Source organism: Aquitalea aquatilis, assembly GCF_005155025.1.
Lineage (GTDB): Bacteria > Pseudomonadota > Gammaproteobacteria > Burkholderiales > Chromobacteriaceae > Aquitalea > Aquitalea aquatilis.
Genome location: NZ_CP039731.1, coordinates 3,198,492 through 3,219,624 on the forward strand (window position 1 = coordinate 3,198,492; position 21,133 = coordinate 3,219,624).

Below are 21,133 nucleotides of genomic sequence, written 5' to 3' on the forward strand. Positions count from 1 at the left end.
GAACAAGATCAAGGAGAGATGGATGACGACACGACACGGCATCAACTGGGACAAGGCCCTGCAACTGCACGCTCAGGAGCGTGAACGATTCATCGCGGCGCGTCCGCAATCACAGCAATTGTCGGCCCGTGCCGACCAGCACCTGCTGTTCGGCGTGCCGTTGCACTGGATGGATGACTGGTCCACCCCCTTCACCCTGTATGTGAAGCAGGCACAAGGGGCGAGTTTTGAGGATGTGGACGGCAATCAGTATGTTGATTTCTGTCTGGGCGATACCGGTGCCATGTTCGGCCATGGTCCGGCACCAGTGGCCAAGGCCGTGGCCGAGCAGGCCGCGCGTGGCATTACCACCATGCTGCCGTCGGAAGATGCGGTATGGGTGGCCAGCGAGCTGGCGCGCCGCTTTGGCCTGCCGTACTGGCAGTTTGCCATGACCGCCACCGATGCCAACCGTTTCGCCCTGCGCTGGGCGCGTGCCGCCACCGGTCGCCAGCAGCTGCTGGTATTCAATGGCTGCTACCACGGCACCATTGATGATGTATTTGTCGATCTGGTGGAGGGTAAGCCGGTGCAGCGCGCCAGCCTGCTGGGGCAGGTGTACGACCTGACGCAATACACCCGCGTGGTGGAATTCAATGATCCAGCCGCGCTGGAAGCAGCCTTGCAGGACGGGCAGGTGGCTTGTCTGCTGGCAGAGCCGGCCATGACCAATATCGGCATGGTGCTGCCTGATCCCGGCTTCTGGGAAGCGGCGCAGGCGCTGTGCCGCCGTTACGGCACGCTGCTGATCATGGATGAAACCCACACCATCAGCACCGGCATGGGTGGCTACACCCGTGCCCATGGCCTGCAGCCGGACATGATGGTGCTGGGCAAGCCGATGGGTGGCGGCGTGCCGTGTGCGGTGTACGGTTTTTCGGCGGAAATGGCCGAGCGGGCGCAGCAGGCCAAGCGCGAAGCGGTGCCGGGACATAGCGGCATCGGCACCACGCTGACTGCCAACATGCTGGCGATGGCGGCAATGCGCGCCAATCTGGCCGAGGTGATGACCGAACAGGCCTATGCCCACATGTTTGCCCTGGCCGGTCAGTTGGCCGACGGGCTGCGTGCAGTCATTGCCCGCCATCAGCTGCCGTGGTGTGTCACCCAGGTGGGCGCGCGTACCGAGTTTCAGTTCACCGCCACCCCGCCGCGCAATGGCAGCGAGGCCGATGCCATTCTGGACAGTGATATGGAGCACATCATCCATCTCTACCTGCTCAATCGCGGCCTGCTGATCACGCCTTTCCACAATATGCTGCTGGTGTGTCCGCAGACCACGGCGGCGGATGTCGAGCGGCTGGTGGCGGCATTCGATGGCTTTGTACAGCAGGTGCTGTAATCCACCATCAGCAGGCCGCCGTACTGGCGGCCTGCTTCAATTTTCCACTTTGTCCACTTGCACGCTGAACTGCTCGCCAATGCTGAAAAAGCTGCCCCCAGCAATGTAGTGCAGGCTGCGCTTGTCATCGTGGCCGTCAAACTGCCAATGACCATCGTGCCAGACATCCGGGTCTGCCTTGGCGGCCAGTACTTCGCCAATAAATAGATCGTATTGCTGCTGGTTGTGCCGCTCGCTGATGATGCGGCATTCCAGATAGGCAATGCAGCCGGCCACATGCGGTGCGGCTACCTTGTCGCCCGCCACCGCCTCCAGGCCGCTGACCGCAAACTTGTCCACGTCCTTGCCGCTGACACTGCCCGCCTTGAGTACTTGCTCCGCCTGCGCCCGGCAGGGGACATTCAGCACGAATTCGCCAGAGGCTTCCATCAGTTGGCGGGTGTGGGTGGCTTTGTCCACCACCACCAGCACCTTGGGCGGGGAGAAATCCAGCGGCATGGCCCAGGCGGCGGCCATGACATTGCTCTGATCGCCATGCGCGCTGGACACCAGCACGGTGGGGCCGTGATTCAGCAGGCGATAGCATTTGGCCAGATCGACAGCAACGAGAGTGCTCATGAGGATTTTTCGCAAGGTGAAGATGGCGGATTCTAGCAATATCCATCGGTTGCCAGCCAGAACCTTGCCGATGGCGTGTACAATGCCGCCTCAGTTTTTACTTTTCATTGAAAGATCAACCATGTCCCAACGCAAAGACGACGAGCTGGATCCAGAAACCGAAGCCCTGCTGCAATGGTGCGCCGAAGTGGAAGCCCTGTTCGTGGCTGCCGGTGCCAAGCCGGACGAAGCACAACAGCAGATCGAAGAAAATGCCGAGTGGTTTACCGACATGTTCTTTGATGGCCTGAGTCCAGAAGAGGCCGCCAAGGCCGCACTGAACTAAGCCTCATGTCAGCCTGTTTTGCCGTACTCGACTTTGAAACCAGCGGCCTGTCGCCCGCCGTGGGCAGTCGCGCCACCGAGGTGGCCGTGGTGCTGTGGCAGGATGGCCGCGAGCTGGACAGCTATCAAAGCCTGATGAATGCCGGGGTGCGGGTGCCGGCCGATATCGAGCGCCTGACTGGCATCAGCAATGCCATGCTGCGCACGGCACCGCCGGCATCACGGGTCATGGCCGAGGTGGCCGACTTTGTCGGTGACATCCCGCTGGTGGCACATAACGCCGCCTTCGACCGCAAGTTCTGGGATCACGAACTGGCCTTGCTGGGCCGGCAGCGGCGACAGGATTTTGCCTGCACCCTGCTCTTGGCGCGCCGGCTGCTACCGCAGGCACCAGACCACAAGCTGGGCACGCTCACCCGCTGGGCGGGCTTGCCTGATGCCGGTCGCGCCCACCGCGCCCTGGCCGATGCCCGCATGGCGGCGCATCTGCTGCAGTATCTGCTGGATACGGCGGCCCGCCAGCATCAGCGCCCGGGTCTGGCACATGGTGAGCTGTGCCAGTTGCAAAAGGTCACGGCCGCCAAGGTGGGGGAGTTTCTACGCCCGCGCTGAGGCTGCCGCCGGCTGAGTGCCGCTGACAAAACCCCTGTTGTGTCGGTACGCCTTGCCCCAGGGGTTTATTCGCCGCTCTTAGTGGCTGCCTTCCAGTGACAGCAAGTGCGGGGTGAAAGCACCCAGTTCCAGCACGCGGATGCAGGCGTCGACGGCTTCCGGGTCCAGTTGCACGCCACGCATCAGCCGGATCTGGGCAATGGCCTGCTCGATGCCCAGTGCTGCACGGTAGGGGCGGTCGGACGACATGGATTCGACGATGTCGGCCACGGTGAGAATGCGCGCTTCCAGCAGGATGGCGTCGCCGCTCAAGCCCAGCGGATAGCCGGAGCCATCCAGATATTCGTGATGCTGGCGGATGATGTCGGCGATGGGCCAGGGAAAGTCGATGTTTTTCAGGATGTTGTAGGCTACATCCGGGTGGCGTTTGACCAGCGCGAACTCCACCGGATGCAGCCGGCTGGGCTTGCTGAGGATTTCCGCCGGTACTTCGATCTTGCCCAGATCATGCACCACCCCGCTCAGATACAGCCCGCGCAGCCGTTCGGCTGACAAACCCATTTCCTGTCCGATCAGTACGGCCAGTTCGGCGACATGCTTCTGGTGGCCGGCGGTATAGGGGTCGCGCTGTTCCAGCACCGAGGCAATGGCCGCCAGTGCGTTCTCCAGCGCTTTTTCCAGTACCTGGGCCTGACTGGCCTGTTCCTGCAATGATTGCTGATAGGCCACCTGGGTGCGGCGTGACTGGATGCCAAACTGCACATTGCGCGTGAGTTCTTCAAATACCTGCACTTCCACCGGGCCAAACGATTGCGCCTCGCCAGCGTACACGGCCAGCGCGCCGATCAGGTCAGGGCCTGCCACCAGCGGGATGGCGACGATGGCTTGCAGGCCAAAGTGGTGCGCGGCTGCTTGCCAGGGCTGGAATTGTGGCTGTTGCTGCAACTCGCCCAGGCTGACCGTGTTGCCCTGACGAATGCAATGGCCGATCGGCCCCTGCCCGTTGGGGTCGGTTTCGTCCCAGCTGACCCGCAGCTGTTCGGCATAGCGACGGGCAGTACCGGCGCAGGCCAGTACTTGCAACTGCTTTTGCTGCACATCGCTGATGCCGCAGATCAGCGCCAGCTGATAGCGCTGGTCCGCCACAATCGCCTCGCATACCGCCTGCAACAGCTCGCTTTCATCCCGCGCCTGCACCAGCGCCTGGTTGGTCCGGCTATTGGCCTGTACCGCCCATGACTGGCGGCGCATCTCGTCGATGTCTCGCAGCCGCTGGGTGATGTCGCGGATGATGACCGTCAGCCCGATGCAGTGGCCGTTGGCATCGAGAATCGGCGATTTGCTGGTTTCCAGCCAGCCGGGGTTGCCAGCAAAGGCACCGGGCTCCTGCAGGGTGATGCTCTGGCCGCTACGGATGACGCGCTGGTCGTCGGCCTGATAGCGGGCGGCCAGGTGTGACGGGAAAAAGTCGAAGTCGGTTTTGCCGGTGACGGCATCGACTGTGAGGCCAAGATCATCGGCAAAGCGCTGATTGCAGGCGATGAAGGTCGAACTGCTGTCCTTGATGACGACGCGGTCCGGCAATTGGCGAATCAGCCCCTGCAAGGTGCAGGCGCTCAGCGGTGAGTGAACGGTGGAAGTGGACATGGTCAGTTTTTTCTTTTGCTGTCCGGTAATTCATAACCCTGATCGACAAACAGGCTGAGGCAGGCATCGACCACGGCCGGGTCGTAAATGCTGCCACGGTAATGCTTCAATTGCGCTATCGCTTGCTCCATGCCCAATTGGCGGCGGAAGGGGCGATGCGACAGCATGGCTTCCATGCTGTCGGCCACGTGGATGATGCGCGCCTCCAGCAGGATGTCTTCACCGGCGAGGCCGCGCGGGTAGCCGCTGCCATCCATGTTTTCATGATGCTGCCAGGCGATGTCGGCGATAGGCCAGGGAAAGTGGATGTCCTTGAGGATTTCATGTCCGGCTTCGGCATGCATTTTGACCAGCTCGAATTCTTCATGATTGAGGCGGCGCGGCCGGGTGAGGATTTCCGAGGGAATCTGGATCTGGCCGATGTCGTGCACCATGGCGGCCAGCCCCAGCCCTTCCAGCTGTTCGGCACCCAGCTGCAGTTGGCGGCCGATGGCGACGGCCAGGTCGCTGACCCGTACTTCGTGGCCTGCCGTGCTCAGGTCGCGATGCACCATGGCTGACGACAGGGCGCTGATGGCCTGGATCAGCGACTGGCGCAGCGACTCTTCCGCCTGCTTGCGGGCGCTGATGTCGATGAAAGCCCCGATGATGCCGCCGATCTGGTTGTCATCGTCGTAGAACAGGTCTTTGGCGTAGACCACATCCATCAGCTGTCCTTGCTGGCTGCGTATCACGTATTCGAACAGTTGTGGCTGGCGCGTGGCGATCAGCTCGCTGTCTTTCTGGGTGAACATGGCCGCCAGTTCGGCTGGCCATACTTCGGCCGGCAGCTTGCCGATGATGTCCTCGGCCTGCATGCCGACGGTGCGGCTGAATGCCGGATTGCAGCCCAGGTAGCGTCCTGTTGCATCCTTGTAGAACACGGCAATGGGAATGGCGTTGAGCAGGGCCTGGTTGAAGCGCAGTGCGCGGTTGAGCGCAGCCTTGGCCTGATTGCGCTCGCGCTGCATGGTTTCGGCCAGTTGTTCACTGTCCTGGCACAGCTTGATGGCGCGTGACAGATTGGCCAGCACCGGTGGAAACACATGCTCCAGCGGCAATTGCTGCAACAGCGGTGCCGGGGCCAGCAGCAGAATGGTGTGGTGCTGGTCCAGCGGCAGGCGCAGGCCGCAGGGATAGCGCGGCTGGCCGGTAAAGCCTTGCAGCAGTGTCTGGGGGAGGTCGGAACGAATGCTGCGGCCCAGCAGGCCCGGCGGCAGGGCGATGTCTTCGCCCAGTTGCTGTTGCAGCAGATGGTCGCCAATTACCTTCAGCAAGCGCCCGTGACTGGCATCCAGCCCCTGTGGGTGGCTGAGTACCAGCCCGGTGGGGCAGCCGGTATGGTAAAGCAGGCGCTGGACCACCTTGGTGAGCAGGGCATCGACCGTCACCTCGCGCCCGATGGTGAGTGACAGGTCGTACAGCACGGCCAACAGCTGGTCCTTGTTCATGCCGACCGCCACAGGCTGCACAGGATGCTGGCGTTGTGAAACAGCGGATAGCCCCACTCCTGCAGGCTGGCGATTTCGCCCAGTGTCAGTGCGCCCACCAGTGGTGCGGCGGCGCTGCTGGCTTGCAAGTGGCTGATTTCCTGTAGCGCCGCCGGCCCGAAGTGCATATTGCGACCGGCGCAGTAAAAGCCCAGCAGCGGCTGCTGGCTGATATCGCCATGGCGCTGGCGCAAGCTGGCCACAATGCTGTCCACGCATTCCTGCCCCGGTTCTGCTGGTGCTTGCAGCATGATCAGCAAGGCGTTTTCCGGCACCTCGCCCACGCAGAACACCGAACCGTCGTCCTCCAGCGCCACCGGTACGCGGATCAGCACCTGCTGGTTGGCCAGTACCACGCCCAGCGGAAAATGCACGCCAAAGGAGTAGAAGTTTTCCCGGGTCAGCTCGGCACCAAACTGTTCTTTCACCATCAGCCGGTAACTGTCGAAAGCCGGCCGCCAGTCAATCTGGAAGATGCGGTTGCCGGCGGTGGCGGTGGCGCAGGTGGTCTGCTGTGGTGCGGCATAGCCATGGGCAATCACCGGATTGGCGGAGGAAGGCAGCAGCAGGCATAGCACGCCATGGCCAATGGTGTGGTGCTGGTCGAACAGGCAGGGCATGGGCTGAAAGCTTTCGCTGCCGGCATTCACGCCGGCGTAGTACACCTGATCGGCCAGCAGCAGGTATAGCTCATCCAGAATGGAGGCAATATCCGGCAGCATGGCGTCGAACAGCATGAACAGCGTGGGCTTGCCCTGTGCCGCTGGCCACTGCTGCAGCATGTGCTGCACCTGGTCGGCCATCTGCCGGGCTGCAATGGCTGCGCCACGGTCAGAATGGATGCCGAGCAGGGCGGCATTGGCCGGCGAGGCATGGGGTAGCAGCCAGGCACCGCCAGGCAAAAAGCCCTGGCCGTCCAGCAGGCGCGGAAAAATGCCGCCAGCCAGCGCAATGCCCAGATGCAGGCAGCAGGTTTGCAGCTCGGGCAGCCGTTGCTGATCGGACTCGGCTACCAGCGCCAGCAATTGCTGGCCGGGATGGCTGGATTGCCATTGACGTAATTGCACTTCCAGCTGTCCGCTGTCCAGCGTGCTGTGCCAGGGGGCGTTCATCGTCGGGGCCTTCGATCAGTAAGCTGCTCTTGCTAGCAATAGCCTTATCATAAACGAGGACATCGCTGATTCCGACCGATTTGCACAATAAATCATGACAAAAACTGGCTGGCGCAATCATATGCTGCTGTCGTTCAGTGCTCCCCGGCCAGTGTCGGTGCGCGCTGGCGCTTGCCTTGCAGCCAGTTGCGCAGCAGGCGGCTGCACAAGGGGATGAAGCAGAACACCATGGCTGGTGTCAGCAGCAGCGTGCTGCACAGCACGCGCAGCACCAGCGGTAGCGCGGCCAGCTGTTCGCCCTGCAGCAGGTTGAAGCTGAGCGAAACCGGGAAGAAGGCCAGCCAGATCATCACAGCCTGCTTCCAGCGCGGTGGTGCTTGCAGGCCGAACCAGCTGTCCAGTCCGCTGGCGCAATGCACCTGGCTGTGCTGGATCAGTCCGGCCCCCTGTTGCAGCCATTGCCGGCGCGCGGGGCTGGCGGCCCAGGTATCCAGGCTGGATTGGCTGGCGAAACGGAACAGGATCTGCCAGCTGTCGTCGCCGGCGCCTCCGGACGGAGGTGAGAGCAGTCCCGAACCCAGATAGCCAGTGGCCTGGCTGGCGAGGGCTTCGCCGTGACGGATCCACTGGTGAAATTCGGCATGGCGTGCCGGGTCGATGCGGCGGGTGATCAGCAAGGTAAGCGGGGTGTCGGGTGTCATGTCTGGCTCCTGCAGGCGAGCCGTACCGCGTCGGGGGGGGAGCGGACGGCACGCTTCCGGGGTGATGGAAGCGTTTCTGTCACGGTTAAAGCAAGCAATATGCCTGCCGTGACGCAGCCGCCCGTCGTCCAGTCTTATTTGCGCAGCAAACGCAGGCCGTTGCCCACTACCAGCAGGCTGGCGCCCACATCGGCGAACACCGCCATCCACATGCTGCCCATGCCCAGCAGGGTCAGCAGCAGGAAAACAGCCTTGATGCCCAGTGCCAGTGCGATGTTTTGCACCAGAATGGCGTGGGTGGCGCGTGACAGGCGCACAAAAGCCGGGATCTTGGCCAGATCGTCGTCCATCAGGGCCACGTCGGCGGTTTCGATGGCGGTGTCCGAGCCCATGGCCCCCATGGCGAAGCCGATGTCGGCGCGGGCCAGTGCCGGGGCATCGTTGATGCCATCCCCCACCATGCCGACCAGGCCCTGGCCAGACAGGGCGGCTATCGCGTCGGCCTTGTCCTGCGGCAGCTGATTGCCGCGCGCCACGTCGATGCCGGCCTGGCTGGCGATGGCGCTGGCCGTGGCCTGATTGTCGCCACTGAGCATGATGGTTTTCACACCCAGCTGGTGCAGTTCGGCAATGGCAGCGGGGCTGCCGGGCTTGATGGTATCGGCCACTGCGAACATAGCCAGTGCTCCGCTATCGTCCAGCAGGGCTACCACGCTCTTGCCCTGCGCTTCCAGAGCGGCCAGTTGTGTGGCCAATTCTGGTGGGCAGTGGCCGCGCTCCTGCAGCAGTCGCTGGTTGCCCAATGCGTAGTTTTGGCCGGCGATATTGCCCTGTATGCCCCGACCGGGCAGGGCGAGGAAATCCTCGACCGGAAGCAGCGGCAGGGCATCTGCTTGTGCTGCACGCGATAACGCTTGTGATACCGGGTGGTCGGAACGGCCGGCCAAGCTGGCGGCCAGTTGCCGGTAGTCGGCGGGGCTGGCTGTACCCAGCGCGACAAAGTCGGTCTGTTCCGGCTTGCCGTGGGTGATGGTGCCGGTCTTGTCCAGAGCCAGCCAGCGCAAGTGTCGGCCCTGTTCCAGCCACACACCTCCCTTGATCAGGATGCCGCGTCGTGCGGCGGCGGCCAGGCCGCTGACGATGGTGACCGGGGTGGAGATGACTAGTGCGCAAGGGCAGGCGATGACCAGCAGTACCAGCGCCTTGTATAGCCAGTCATGCCAGCTGCCAGCGCCCAGCAGCGGCGGCAGCAGCGCAACAGCCAGCGCCAGCAGAAAGACCGCGGGGGTGTAGTAGCGGGCAAAGCTGTCGACAAAGCGCTGGGTGGGCGCGCGTGCGCCCTGTGCCTGCTCCACTGCATGAATGATGCGCGCCAGCATGGTGTCGTTGGCGGCGGCACTGACCCGGTATTCAAACGAGCCGCTGGCATTCAGCGTACCGGCGTACACACTGTCGCCCACGTTTTTTTCCACCGGCAGGCTTTCGCCGGTCATGGCCGACTGATTGACGCTGGAGCTGCCGGCAAGCAGCACGCCATCCAGGGCGATGCGCTCGCCGGGAGCCACCCGCACGCTGCTGCCGATGGCGATGTCGGCCAGGTCCATGCTCTGCCAGCTGCCATCCACCTGCTGCACCATGGCCTGGGGCGGTGTCAGCTGCAATAGGCTGCCGATGGCATTGCGGGCGCGCTCCAGCGAACGGGCCTCGATGCGCTCGGCCAGGGTAAACAGCACCATCACCATGGCGGCTTCCGGCCATTGTCCCAGCAACAGCGCGCCGGTGACAGCGATGCTCATCAGCGCATTGATGTTGAGGGTGCGGTTGCGCAGGGCTATCCAGCCTTTTTGGTAGGTACCCAGGCCACAAATCAGAATGGCGGCCAGCGCCAGCAAGGCAGCCAGCCAGCCAGGTAGCGCCAGCCAGCTGCACACTTCGGCCGCCGCCGCCGCCACGGCAGCCAGTGCCAGTGGCCACCAGGCGGCAGGCTGTGCGGGCCGGGCAGGTGGCGCGTCGCCGGTTTGCGGTTCGAAACCAAGGCTGCGCAGGGCCGCCAGGATGTCCGGCAGCACGCTTGGCTGATGGCTGACCGTCAACACCCGCTGCATCAGGTTGAATTCCATGTCCTGCACGCCGGGCATCGTGCCCAGCTTGTTGCGGATCAGTGCTTCTTCGGTGGGGCAGTCCATTTGCAGGATGCGGATAGGGGTGCGCAACTGGGTGCCGCTGGCCTGTGCCGCTGGCAGCGCCGCCAGGGTGCTTGTGGTGGCGTTGCTGCAGCCACAGCTGTGCTGATGGGCATGCTGCTCGGCATGGTTATGGCCATGCTCGTGCTCATGGTTTCCATGCGAACGAGGGGGCTGTTGATGTTTCATGCTGGTCTCCACTGCGACATTGGCTTACAGTAAACACCTTGTAGCAACTTCAAGGTCAAGCCTAGGGCCTGTTAACACTATTTTTTTCACGGCGGCGGATGTTGAGGGGATGCAATGCGCGAAAAACTGCGCGCCGCAGGGCATTCCCTGCCAGCGCAGTTTGACAAGGCAGTGTGCCGCTCAACATCCGCCCCGCAGGGCAGGCCCGACCAGCTTGCCACTGCTGCGTTGTCGGATTTGCGCTTGGAGCGACCAAGCGCTGCACCCTCCGCCTTGCATTGACAAGCTTTCAGGGCCTGCGCCGCAGAAAACATAGTATTAACAGGCCCTAGCCTGGGAGGGTGGGATGAAAATCGGCGATCTGGCCCGTCACGCGGGCTGCACCACGGAAACGGTGCGTTTTTACGAGAAGGAAGGGCTACTGCCGACGGCTGACCGTGCCGCCAACAATTACCGCAGTTATGGCTCGCGCCATCTGGAGCGGCTGTGCTTTGTGCGCAATTGCCGGGCTCTGGACATGACTCATGAGGAAATCCACCAGCTGCTGGCGCTGATGGAAACGGCCGGGGGCGACTGTGGTGGTGTAAACGAATTGCTGGACGCGCATATCCAGCATGTGGACCAGCGTATTGCCGAGCTGCTGCAGCTCAAGCAACAACTGGATGCCCTGCGCCAGCGCTGTCAGCAGCAGCAGGGTGTGGACGCCTGCGGCATTCTGCAGGGGCTGGCGGAAATGGAAACCAGCGCCCGGCCGGAACGCCACACCCATCTGGGCTGAGTGGCGGGCCGGCGGGCACTTTACTGTCTCATACCTGATACTGCGCCACGGTTTGCAGAATGCTTCTGGCCTGGTGGTGCAGTTCGCGTGCGGCATCGGCCGAGCTGCTGGCCGCCGAGGAGTTTTCTTCGGCCATTTGCGCGATTTGCTCCACCCGCTGGGCAATAGTGGTGCTGGTGCTGGTCTGCTCGGAAATACTGCCGGAGATATCATGCACCAGCCCCATGGCCTGCTGGGTGTTGTTCTGGATCTGGCCGATGGCGATATTGGCTTCGCGCGCGCCGTCCGCTTCGCGATTGGCCCGTTCCACCACGGTTTGCATGCTGCTGACCGCGTCCTGCGTCCCCTGCTGCATCTTGCTGATGACCGAGGAAATCTCGGTGGTGGATTTGGCTGTGCGTTCAGCCAGCTTGCGTACCTCGTCGGCCACCACGGCAAAGCCACGGCCCATCTCACCGGCACGGGCGGCTTCGATGGCGGCATTCAGCGCCAGCAGATTGGTCTGCTCGGCAATGTCCTTGATGATGCCCATGACCGTGGCGATGGTCTGGCTGTCTTCTTTCAGCTGGTTGATTTGGCTGGCCGCGTTGCGGATGGAGGTCGATACCTGGGTAATGCCTTCCACCGTGGCCAGGATGACCTTGCCGCCCTGGGTGGCGGTGCTGCCGGCGGCACTGGTCTGGCTGCTGGCTTCCTGGGCGCGGTCTGACACGTGGTTGATGCTGACCGTCATTTCTTCAACGGCAGCGGCCATGGCCGAAGCAGCCTCGCTTTGCACTTCCGAGCTGCGGGCGATCTGCGAGGTATTGGCCGCCATGCCTTCGATGGCCTGATCCACCGATTCCACACTCTGGCGAATATTCTGGAAACTGCCTTGCAACTGTTGCAGCAGGGCATTGAAGGCGGCGGCCGTTTCGCCTACTTCGTCCTTGCTCTTTATCGGTGCCCGCAGGCGGAAATCCAGCGATTCGCACACCGTCTGCATCACGTTACGAATGCTTTGCAGGCTAGCGCGGATATGGATGAACAGCGTGCCGCCCAGTACGCCGCATAACAGCAGGCACAGGCCGATAATGGCCGCCGACAGCATGATGGCTTGCTTGTAAGCCAGGGTATTTTCTTCCGACAGCTTGTCAGCGTACTGGTAGTTGAATTTCACATGCTCGGTCAGCTGCTTGTTGAGGGCTGCCGTGGCTGCGCGCATGGGGCCGCCGATAATGACCTGCTCTGCTTCCTGGGTTTTGTTGTCCTTGGATAGTTGCAACAGGGCATTGCGGGTGCTGCGGTATTCCTGCAGCAGCTTGCGGTCCTGTTCCAGCAGTTTGCGGTCGTCCTCGTTGGAAATCAGTTCTTTCTCGTAACGGACCAGGGCATCATCCAGCCGCTGATCATTGCTATTGATCGCCTGCAGGTCTTTTTCTTTTTGCGCCGGGTCGTGGTCGATGACATGACGGTAGGTGCCGGTACGCGACTGGGTCAGTGCATCCTGCGCATCATCCAGGGTGGAAATGCTGGGAAAGGTGTTGGCTTTCAGGTAGTTGAAGCGCTCATTGGCCTGGCTCTGTTCATACAGGCCGAAGCCGCCTATGCCCAGCAGGGCAAGCAGGGCGATGCCCAGCGTGAGCGCCAGTCGTTGTGAAATATTCATGTTTTCCCCTTTTCCCATTGGCTATCTGTTGCTGACTTTCTGCTTTGCCTGTTCCGTTATAGCTGGCAGCCAGCATGTGACAAGCCATCTTTTATATGACTTGTGCATCGCCGGCGGTGGCAGGGTAGTGACGCGTGAGCTTGTCGCAAGTCTGAGACGCTTTGCCCGCCCTCAACCCGCACGGCAGGCCCGTGGCTGTTGGCAGGGCCACCTTTCCCGGTGACATCGCGCAGGCCAGGCGTGGCGCTTACCCGGCAGCCCCCGTTTTCTGTCGCAGCGGCGAGACAGTTGTGCGATCCGCCGCCAGCGCCCGCGCGCGAATTCCCTTATGGCATGCGGGTATGGGTGGCCTGGCACGCTTTCTGCAATGAATAGGACATTCCCCAGCCCTCAGGTGGTCAGCATGGACAGCACATTATTCCGCCGCGTTTTTCCGGCTTTGCTGGCGGGCAGCCTGCTGGCTTCGGCTGCGGCACAGGGCGAGGGCGAGATGGTGATCGGTCGTGAAGTACCGGCCCGCCCGGCCATCCGTCACGGCGATCCCAGCCCGGATGTCAGCCGGGTTTCGACTTCACCGTCCAGTAGCGTACCCACCGTCACACAACAGCTGGCCGACCCCTTGCTGGCAGCCACGCATGCGGTGATGGCCGACCCGGCCTTGCGTTCGCCAGTGGTCGTGCTGGATGGGCAGTCTGCCTGGTCTGGTATGGCAGCTGGCGGTGCTAATGGCAAGTCGCCAGCCGGCATGGCGGGCGCGGCACTGTCCGGTGTGGGAATGGGGCATCTGCTGCAATCGGCCCTGCACCCATGAGCGGGCTAACGGTGGCAAGGAGACAAGTCATGCACATCACGCAGATGTTGTGGTTGGCAAGCGGGCTGTGTGCAGCACTGGCCCAGGCCGACCAGCTGGCACTGATAAGCGATAGCGGCCAGGCGGCACAGGGCGTGCTGGCGGTGAATCAGGTAGCCGGCACGGCCAATCAGCAAGGCAATCTGCAGGCGCTGGCCTTCGCTGCCGGGGTGGCACAGGCGCGCATCAGCTTGCCGCAGCAGCAGGGAAGCACCCAGGCGGTGGCGGAGCAAAACCTGCGCGCCAGCATTGTGGGTGCGTCGTTTGCCGGAAGCCAGGGATTGCTGGCCGTAAACCAGACGGCCGGCAATGCCAACCAGTCACTCAATGCCTTCAGCCTGGCGCAGGCCGCCCGGCCACAGGCCAGTGTCCGTGACCTGCCGGCGGCGGTGCAGGATGCCGTGCTGGCCGGCACGACCGCAGCGGCAGCACCCGTCGCCGGGGCTGTCGCCAATACCGGACAGATAACCGAATTATCCGCAGCAGCTTTCCAGGGAAGCCGGGGGCTGGTGCAGCTTAACCAGATTGCTGGCAGCCATAACCTGGCTGTCAATGTCGTGGCCGTGCAATGGGCCAACCCGTGAGCAGTGCCGGTTCTGGCCAGCCGTGGCGGAGCCGGTATTCAAGCAAATCGCTAGGAGAACAATCATGACCGCAATGCTGCAGAAAAAAGTGCTTTTCGTCGCTCTTGTTGGTGTGTTCGGCGTAGCGCATGCCGTGGAACCGCCGGCTCCGCCGTCCACCACGACGACCAAGATCAGCAATAATCTGTCCAATACCTATAGCAATACCGACGTTAACGTCACCGGCACCGCCTATCTGGAAGGCATCGCCGTGTACGAGGTGTTTGATCCCAAGGCCGATGCCCTGGCCAGCGCCCGCGTGAACGACGTGCAGAAAAACCTGGGCAACAAGCTGAATGTGACCGATCCGGCCAATGCGGGGGTAACTGGCAGCGTGAGCAATATCCAGGGTAATGCCGGCGTCAACAATGCTGCTGGTTTCTTCAATCAGCAGGCTAACAATGTGGCGATCAGTTCGGCTTCCGGCAAGCACAGCGGTGCTGCGGCCTCCACCTCCTTCGAGCAGCTGAACGACGGCAATAACTACACCTTTGCCGAGCCGATGCGCGGTACCTCCAATGACATGAATGCCAGCCTCAGCAACTCGGTGAACAACATCCAGGGTAATGCCGGGGTGAACAACGCCGCCGGTGCTGGCAACCAGCAGAAGAATGATGTCGCCCTGGCCTCGGCCAGTGCTGCCGTGCTGGCTACCGCCTCGGCCGGTGGCATGCAGGTGAATCAGGGTACTGCGGTGACCACCTTCTTCCCGCTCAATGCCACCGCCAGCATTTCCGGTTCGGTGAATGGCATCAGCGGCAATGTCGGCGTCAACAATGCTGCCGGCCTGTCCAATCAGCAGGTTAACAGCCTGTCGGTTGCGGCCACCCACTAAGAAAGTGTTCACGATTTAGCGAACGCGGGGTCACCCGCATCTCGCAGATCGTGAGCAGGTTCTAAGCCAGGAGACGCCGGCAGCGCAGTCGTCAGGCCACGCTGCCGGCTTTTGCCATGAAAACCACTATCCGCTTGCTATTGTCCATCCTGCTGGGCCTGGCCTGTCCGGGTGGCGAACAGTTTGCCCAGGCCGCAGACCTGGCCGTGCCGGCCTATACCGGCGAGGGCAATGTCTACAAGCAGGTACACAGCCTGCGGGAAATGCGTTTTGCCCATGTGGTGGAGCAACATACCGATTTCAGCTGCGGGGCGGCGGCGCTGGCCACCTTGCTGCGTTATGGCTTTGGCCGCGATATCGACGAGCAGCAGGTCATCGCCGGCATGCTGGCCGGAGCCAATGCCGATGTGGTGCGCCAGCAGGGTTTTTCCATGCTGGACATGAAGCACTATGTAAATACGCTGGGCCTGCGGGCCAGCGGTTTTGTCAGCGGCCCGGAGCGTTTGCCCGCGCTGCGCATTCCGGCGCTGATCATGCTGGACATCAATGGCTACAAACACTTTGTCATCCTGAAAATGGCGACCCGCGACACGGTTTATGTAGCGGACCCGGCGCTTGGCAACCGCGCGGTGGCTATGGCGGAGTTTGCACGGCAGTGGAATGGCGTGTTGCTGGCGGTGGCCGGCCCCGGCTACCAGCCACAAGGGCCGTTGCGGCAACCGCCCAGCCTGTTGTCGGCGCGGCAGTTGATGAATGGCATGCAGCCGGTGCAGCCGGCCGATCTGGTGGAGTACGGCTTTATCTACAGTGATTTCTTATAGTTGCGGCCTGTGGGCACAGCCCCGCCGGCGACGACCGGGAGCATAGCGTGCGTATCTTATCCAGGGCAGTGCCGGTACTGCTGGCATTGACTGCCAGCGTGCCGGCGCAAGCCATGCTGGCGTATGTAGACGACGGCGTGCTGGACAGCTTGCGTGGTCGTTATATCGATGCCGGGCAGATCGTGCGCTTCGGCGTGCAGATGCTGACTACCTGGCAGAACCAGGCTGGGGTGGTGCAAGGGGCCGGGCTGCAGTTGACGGCCCAGACCGGCGCGGTGCCGGTGATCAGCCGTTACACCCTGAATGGCGATGGCACGGCAACGACGTCGGCGGCGACAGCGCCGACTAGCGGGCTGGCATCGGTACAAGGCGTGGTGCAGCTTAATCAGCAAGCCGGCAATGGCAACCGTTCCAGCAACAGCACCAGCATCGACATCCGGCGTGACGGCACGGCCAGCCTGCAGATGCCGGCCGGCTGGCAGGCGGGTAGTGGCAGTAGCTCACTGGGTAGCGGCCAACTGGCGGTGAATATCGATCTGGGGAGTACGGGGCGCATTGGTCAGATGCTGGGCCAGGGGCAGTTGCTGCAGTTTTCCAGCATTAACGGCAGCGGCATCAGTACCGACAATAGCCTGCGTATCCAGCTGGTATTGCAGCCGCAGGCCGCCGGTTTCGGCTTCAGCATTCCCAACCGCTTGATGCTGTCCGGCACCGGCGTGCGCTGAGTCATCTTCATCTGCGCTACGACGCCGCCCGCTTATTCGACGGCGCTCATCTCGTATTTCTTCAGCAGGCGGTACAGCGTGGCGCGGGAAATGCCCAGCGTGCGTGCCGCCTGACTGCTGTTGTGATTGTTCAGTTGCAGCGCAGTGGCCAGCGCTTCCCGTTCCGCCCTTTCCCGGACTGCCTCCAGCCCATTGTCTAGTGGTGCCAGCATGCTGCTGCCCAGGCCCATGTCTTGCGGGCGGATGACCCGGCCGCTGGCCATGGCCAGACCCTGGCTGATGCGGTTGGACATTTCACGGATATTGCCCGGCCAGTCGTGTTGCAGCATGGCTGCCAGCGCCTCGTAAGACAGCCGCTTGAACGGAATGCCGTGGCGACTGGCGCTCTGCTGCAATAGGTGTTGTGCCAGCAGCGGAATGTCCGAGCGCCGTTCGCGCAGCGCGGGCAGTTGCAGCTGGCAGACACACAGGCGGTAGTACAGATCCTCGCGGAAGCGCCCCTTGCCGATGGCAGCCGGCAGGTCGACATGAGTGGCCGACAGCACGCGGGTATCGATGCTACGGCTGCGGTTGTCACCAAGCCGGTCTATGGTGCCTTCCTGCAGAAAACGCAGCAGGTTGACCTGTGCCTCTATTGCCATGTCACCGATTTCATCCAGAAACAGCGTGCCATTCTGCGCCGCTTCGATGCGCCCGATGCGGCAACTGGATGCGCCGGTAAACGCCCCGCGTTCGTGGCCGAACAGCTCGGACTGCACCAGGTTGACGGGCAGGCCACCGCAGTTGACCGCCTGGAAGGGGCCGTCGGCGCGGTCGGAGTACTGGTGGATCAGTTGCGCCACCAGCTCCTTGCCGGTACCGGACTCACCGGTAATCATCACCGTGACATTCACCCGGGCCAGCCGGCGGATTTCCTGACGCAGGCGGCGGATGCTAGGGTGCTCGCCCACCAGTTGTTGCGGCTCCTGCTCGGTCTGTTCGTGCTGGCTGCGGCGGCGTAACAGGGTTTTGCCGTGCAGCCTGCCCAGGGTGACGGCCAGCCGTTCATTTTCAACGGGCAGGCAGTGGTAGTCATAGCAGCTGTCGTTGATAAAGGCGCGCACGGCCGCTTGTTCCAGTTGGGCGCGCTCGGTCAGCAGCAGCCACTCCAGATCAAGCTCGCTGGCCAGTTGCTGCAGCGCCGTTCTCTTGCGCAGCAGCTTGCTGTCCAGTAATAGCAGCCCGGCACTGCAGCGGGGGCTGCGTTGTGCTTTCCACTGCTGCGGATCGTGGATATGGATGATGTGCCAATGCTGCTGGCGCAGCGCGTGCAGTACTGGCAGCAGGGCATCCGACCCCACTGCCAGCAGCGTCTTGTTTGCTTGCATGACCGACTCCGTTAAAAACGGTAGGGAAACTTCACCGAAAATGCGTAATTGGGGCTGTCCGGCGTCATGCCCAGCGACAGGTTGGGAATGATGGAGAGCCGTTTGCTGAAGGCATAGGTCAGGCCCAGGTTCAGGTTGGCCGCATTGGCGCTGCTGCCGATCACGTCGGTCCAGTTGCTGCCCTGTTGGCGCATGCGCGCCTGTTGCACCATCTGCTGCGAATAGGACAGGCCCAGGCTGAGCTTGTCGTTGAGGGCAAAGGCGATGCCGGCTCCCCAGCTCCAGCTGTCACCCAGGCGCACATCGCCCGGCTGGGTAACGCCAGCGGTGGGGCTGATGTCACTGAAGTGGCCATCCAGATAATGGGTGTAGCTGAGGCTGGCAAACAGCACGGCCGGGTCTACGGTCTTGACGAAGGACAGGCTGGTACTCAGGCCCCAGACGCCGTTGCCAGTGGGCAGGCGGTCGGGGATGGACAGATTGTTGTTGCTAGCTGACTGCACCAGCTTGATGCCGTAGGGATTGCGCCCGGTGGGGGCCTTGGCGCGCACACTCCACACGATGTCCGGCCAGTCGGCATTTTCTTCCACCAGCTTGTAACCCACGCCAAAGCTGACATCGCCCAGCGTCGGTCCTTGCCGCACCGAGCCTTGCGACACGCTGTTGGCGGCACCGCCGGCACCACCGGAAAAGTAGGTGGCATCACGCGCCACGAAGGGGATGTCCACGTCCAGCTGCCAGCGCGGGCTGGGTGAGTAGCGCGTAGTCAGGCCCAGGGTGACGCTGTCGCTGACCACCTTGTCCAGATTGATATTGCCCAGAAAAATCGAATCCAGTGCCAGAAACCCGTTCAGCACCAGCTCGCGGGTGTCGTAGTGGGTGTAGGTAAAGCTGGGTTCGATGGAGAATTTGCCGGCAGCAAAGCCGCTGGCTTCCTGATAGATGTCTTCCACGCTCTTGGGCACTTCGCTGACGACTGGCAACGCCGGTCCATTGCCTGCGGCCACCGCTCCACTACCTGCAGTTGGGGACTCACTGCTGGCCGGGTTGTTGGCGGCACTGGCGGCATTGCTACCGTGTTGCAGGCTGGCCAGCTGTCTTTCCAGCTGGCGGATACGGCTTTCCTGTTGCTGATTGGTCTGGGCCAGGGCGCTTATTTGCTGTTGCAGGCTTTCCAGGCTGATTTCAGCCTGTGCCTGCAATGGAAAAGCCAGGGCAAGCGCGGTTAACAGCAGTGGTTTGACGCCGGAATAGGTAGGGCGCGGCAGCGGCATGATCATTTCCTTGTAGCACAGGTGCGGGCTGGGCAAGGATCAATACCGGCCAAGACGGGGCAGGCATGCCGGTGCTTCCCGATCACCTGATGGGGTGAGTGATGCATTGCATGGCCCGACTTGATGTTATTTATTTAAACTGTAGTTTGTGTAACTTATTTATATTGTATATTAGTCGAGCACATGGCCAAGACAAGTTGAATTTGACTGTGCTGCGTGAAAGTGCGAAATAATCAGCGGCAACATGGCGGGAACAATGCAATGGCACAGCTGCTGTGCATGTCAGCGCCAGTTGGCGCGCATTCATGATGAACAAGCTTGATGACAGGGAGTAAACGATGAGGAAGCTGATTGCATTAACAGGCATGCTCTTGTTGCTGGCTAGCGGGCTGGTCGCGGCTGCCGAGCCATTCAAGCTGGCTTTTGTCGATACCGGCAATACCGGGCGCAGTCTGACGGCCGAGGCACTGGCCCGGCAGCGTATCGAGCAGCAGAAGCTGCCCATCGCGGTGATTTCGCGAGCGGTCGACATGGACCCCTACGACAGCAGCCCCGAGGCGAATGCGGCCAGCCTGCTGCTGCAGCGTGGCATCGACGTGTCGGCCCACCATGCCGCACAGCTGAATGCCAATGATGTACGCCACTCCGACCTGATTCTTACCATGACCGCCAAACACAAGGCCAAGGTGCTGGAGCTGTTTCCCGAAGCCAAAGGCAAGACTTTTACCTTGTCCGAATACGCCAGCGGTAATACGGATGATGTCGCCGATGCCTGGGGCAAGCCGCTGGCGGTATACCAGGAGATGCTGCGCCAGGTAGAAGGCTATCTGCCGGCTGTGCTGGACAAGGCACAACATAAAAAGCCGTAACAGCCTGCTCACTCCCTTTCGCCCTGCCTGACCCTTCGTTCCCTGGATCGTGAACACCTTCCAGGCGCTGCGATGGCCGCTAGGCTGGTCTTGCTGCAGGCGCGCTGGGCTCGGTCACCACACCCCAGATGGCGAAGTCCTGCTCGTAGCTGGGTTCGATCAGGGGGTAGTCCGGGTGTGCCGCCAGCAATTGCAGCCGGCTGCCACTGCGCTGCAGTCGTCGCACCAGCAGCTCGCCGTCGACGGCAGCCACTACCAGACAGCCCTGTACCGGGCTGCCTTGGCCATCTACCGCCAGCAGACTGCCGGCCTCGATGCCGGCACCGGCGAGTGCCTGGTCTGGCATGGGCAGGCAAAACAGCCCGCTGCGCTCGCTGGGGAGTAGCGCTGGTGAGGGCATGGCAGATGGCGCGGTATGGCAGGGGAGCGTGGTGGTCATGGCAGCAATTTTGAAATTGTACATAATCAAATATAGCAGATGACTGCTTGGCCGGGCAATGGTAGATGCCGTGCTTTTTCTTGCCATCCGGCGGCGAATTTGGCAGGTCAGTGCAAATTTTCCTTGATGTGGCAGGCTCTGGCTGGTTACCCTCACGCTTTGTAGCCATCAGCCAACAATACCGGCGCAGGAGCCTTGCATGACCAAACAACAACTGATTGCCATCCTTTCCGAAAAAACCGGCAGTAGCAAAGTCGATGTACTGCGTTTCATGGACGCGCTGGAACAGACCATCCGCGAAGAACTGGTGAATGGCGGCGAACTGACCCTGGCCAGCACCGGAAAGTTCAAGGTGAAAGACACCGCAGCACGCAATGGCCGCAACCCCAAGACCGGCGAGACCGTGCTGATTCCGGCCAAGCGCAAGGTGGTATTTACCCCGATCAAGGCACTGAAAGACGCAGTGGCCAACTGAAACAGCCCGACTGTTTCCGGCGTGGCCGGAAATGCTCACCCAGGGACGCTACGGCGTCCTTTTTTCATGCGTTCAGGATAAATGTGCAAATGACTGGACTGTGCGGGAAATTTGTCCAATAAATAAAGTGCTG

At 62.0% G+C, this 21,133-nt stretch carries 21 protein-coding genes; 11 read left to right on the forward strand and 10 right to left on the reverse strand.

Features of this window, described 5'->3' with window-relative positions:
* Nucleotides 1-22 precede the first annotated feature (22 nt).
* Nucleotides 23-1,381 carry an aspartate aminotransferase family protein gene (locus FAZ30_RS15010; protein ID WP_137009723.1) on the forward strand — a complete coding sequence of 453 codons (1,359 nt, stop codon included), beginning with the start codon at nucleotides 23-25 and terminating at the stop codon, nucleotides 1,379-1,381.
* Between the two features lie 36 nt (nucleotides 1,382-1,417).
* Here FAZ30_RS15010 and FAZ30_RS15015 read toward each other — a convergent pair whose 3' ends face one another.
* Nucleotides 1,418-1,999 (reverse strand): flavin reductase family protein, encoded by a 582-nt coding sequence (locus FAZ30_RS15015; protein WP_137009724.1) that lies wholly within the window; start codon nucleotides 1,997-1,999, stop codon nucleotides 1,418-1,420.
* Between the two features lie 121 nt (nucleotides 2,000-2,120).
* On the opposite strand from FAZ30_RS15015, the gene FAZ30_RS15020 reads away from it, so the two are divergent.
* Together FAZ30_RS15020 and FAZ30_RS15025 are read left to right on the forward strand one after the other, a co-directional pair.
* Nucleotides 2,121-2,324 carry a hypothetical protein gene (locus tag FAZ30_RS15020; protein WP_137009725.1) on the forward strand — a complete coding sequence of 68 codons (204 nt, stop codon included), beginning with the start codon at nucleotides 2,121-2,123 and terminating at the stop codon, nucleotides 2,322-2,324.
* 5 nt (nucleotides 2,325-2,329) lie between these two features.
* Entirely contained in the window at nucleotides 2,330-2,935 is a 606-nt protein-coding gene (locus FAZ30_RS15025; RefSeq protein WP_124641380.1) for a 3'-5' exonuclease, read from the forward strand.
* 78 nt (nucleotides 2,936-3,013) lie between these two features.
* On the opposite strand, the gene FAZ30_RS15030 is transcribed toward FAZ30_RS15025, so the two are convergent.
* From FAZ30_RS15030 to FAZ30_RS15050, 5 genes are all read right to left on the reverse strand, one after another.
* The gene (locus tag FAZ30_RS15030; protein WP_137009726.1) at nucleotides 3,014-4,582 is read right to left on the reverse strand and encodes an HD domain-containing phosphohydrolase; all 1,569 of its coding nucleotides are present in this window, start codon (nucleotides 4,580-4,582) and stop codon (nucleotides 3,014-3,016) included.
* Nucleotides 4,583-4,584: 2 nt separating this feature from the next.
* Complete coding sequence (locus FAZ30_RS15035) at nucleotides 4,585-6,072, reverse strand: HD domain-containing phosphohydrolase (RefSeq protein ID WP_137009727.1); 1,488 nt, start codon at nucleotides 6,070-6,072, stop codon at nucleotides 4,585-4,587.
* Nucleotides 6,069-7,223, reverse strand: a complete 1,155-nt coding sequence (locus tag FAZ30_RS15040) for an FIST signal transduction protein (RefSeq protein WP_137009728.1) — start codon at nucleotides 7,221-7,223, stop codon at nucleotides 6,069-6,071. Before FAZ30_RS15040 ends, FAZ30_RS15035 begins: the two co-directional genes overlap by 4 nt.
* Nucleotides 7,224-7,357: 134 nt before the next feature.
* Entirely contained in the window at nucleotides 7,358-7,924 is a 567-nt protein-coding gene (locus tag FAZ30_RS15045) for a putative antibiotic biosynthesis monooxygenase (RefSeq protein WP_137009729.1), read from the reverse strand.
* A 134-nt stretch (nucleotides 7,925-8,058) separates the two neighbouring features.
* On the reverse strand, nucleotides 8,059-10,296 hold the full coding sequence (locus FAZ30_RS15050) for a heavy metal translocating P-type ATPase (protein WP_137009730.1): 2,238 nt from the start codon (nucleotides 10,294-10,296) through the stop codon (nucleotides 8,059-8,061).
* 346 nt (nucleotides 10,297-10,642) lie between these two features.
* Between FAZ30_RS15050 and cadR the strand changes: the two genes are divergently transcribed.
* Nucleotides 10,643-11,074, forward strand: a complete 432-nt coding sequence (cadR, locus tag FAZ30_RS15055) for a Cd(II)/Pb(II)-responsive transcriptional regulator (RefSeq protein ID WP_137009731.1) — start codon at nucleotides 10,643-10,645, stop codon at nucleotides 11,072-11,074.
* A gap of 28 nt (nucleotides 11,075-11,102) precedes the next feature.
* Here cadR and FAZ30_RS15060 read toward each other — a convergent pair whose 3' ends face one another.
* Entirely contained in the window at nucleotides 11,103-12,722 is a 1,620-nt protein-coding gene (locus tag FAZ30_RS15060) for a methyl-accepting chemotaxis protein (protein ID WP_168190856.1), read from the reverse strand.
* A 403-nt stretch (nucleotides 12,723-13,125) separates the two neighbouring features.
* On the opposite strand from FAZ30_RS15060, the gene FAZ30_RS15065 reads away from it, so the two are divergent.
* From FAZ30_RS15065 to FAZ30_RS15085, 5 genes are all read left to right on the forward strand, one after another.
* Nucleotides 13,126-13,533, forward strand: coding sequence for a hypothetical protein (locus FAZ30_RS15065; protein ID WP_137009733.1), 408 nt, complete (start codon nucleotides 13,126-13,128; stop codon nucleotides 13,531-13,533).
* 29 nt (nucleotides 13,534-13,562) lie between these two features.
* Nucleotides 13,563-14,156, forward strand: coding sequence for a hypothetical protein (locus tag FAZ30_RS15070; RefSeq protein ID WP_137009734.1), 594 nt, complete (start codon nucleotides 13,563-13,565; stop codon nucleotides 14,154-14,156).
* Nucleotides 14,157-14,220: 64 nt separating this feature from the next.
* Nucleotides 14,221-15,030: a hypothetical protein gene (locus FAZ30_RS15075; RefSeq protein ID WP_137009735.1), complete on the forward strand. Its 810-nt coding sequence runs from the start codon at nucleotides 14,221-14,223 to the stop codon at nucleotides 15,028-15,030.
* A gap of 116 nt (nucleotides 15,031-15,146) precedes the next feature.
* Complete coding sequence (locus FAZ30_RS15080) at nucleotides 15,147-15,851, forward strand: C39 family peptidase (RefSeq protein WP_124641146.1); 705 nt, start codon at nucleotides 15,147-15,149, stop codon at nucleotides 15,849-15,851.
* Between the two features lie 47 nt (nucleotides 15,852-15,898).
* Nucleotides 15,899-16,576, forward strand: coding sequence for a hypothetical protein (locus FAZ30_RS15085; RefSeq protein ID WP_124641145.1), 678 nt, complete (start codon nucleotides 15,899-15,901; stop codon nucleotides 16,574-16,576).
* A 32-nt stretch (nucleotides 16,577-16,608) separates the two neighbouring features.
* Here the strand turns inward: FAZ30_RS15085 and FAZ30_RS15090 are convergent, their stop codons facing one another.
* Nucleotides 16,609-17,943 (reverse strand): sigma-54 dependent transcriptional regulator, encoded by a 1,335-nt coding sequence (locus FAZ30_RS15090; protein ID WP_124641143.1) that lies wholly within the window; start codon nucleotides 17,941-17,943, stop codon nucleotides 16,609-16,611.
* Between the two features lie 11 nt (nucleotides 17,944-17,954).
* Nucleotides 17,955-19,217 (reverse strand): transporter, encoded by a 1,263-nt coding sequence (locus FAZ30_RS15095; protein ID WP_124641141.1) that lies wholly within the window; start codon nucleotides 19,215-19,217, stop codon nucleotides 17,955-17,957.
* 338 nt (nucleotides 19,218-19,555) lie between these two features.
* On the opposite strand from FAZ30_RS15095, the gene FAZ30_RS15100 reads away from it, so the two are divergent.
* Nucleotides 19,556-20,086 (forward strand): arsenate reductase/protein-tyrosine-phosphatase family protein, encoded by a 531-nt coding sequence (locus FAZ30_RS15100; RefSeq protein WP_124641139.1) that lies wholly within the window; start codon nucleotides 19,556-19,558, stop codon nucleotides 20,084-20,086.
* A 79-nt stretch (nucleotides 20,087-20,165) separates the two neighbouring features.
* Here FAZ30_RS15100 and FAZ30_RS15105 read toward each other — a convergent pair whose 3' ends face one another.
* Nucleotides 20,166-20,525, reverse strand: coding sequence for a LexA family protein (locus FAZ30_RS15105; protein ID WP_137009736.1), 360 nt, complete (start codon nucleotides 20,523-20,525; stop codon nucleotides 20,166-20,168).
* 199 nt (nucleotides 20,526-20,724) lie between these two features.
* Between FAZ30_RS15105 and FAZ30_RS15110 the strand changes: the two genes are divergently transcribed.
* Nucleotides 20,725-21,000 (forward strand): HU family DNA-binding protein, encoded by a 276-nt coding sequence (locus FAZ30_RS15110; protein ID WP_059286330.1) that lies wholly within the window; start codon nucleotides 20,725-20,727, stop codon nucleotides 20,998-21,000.
* Nucleotides 21,001-21,133: the final 133 nt, after the last annotated feature.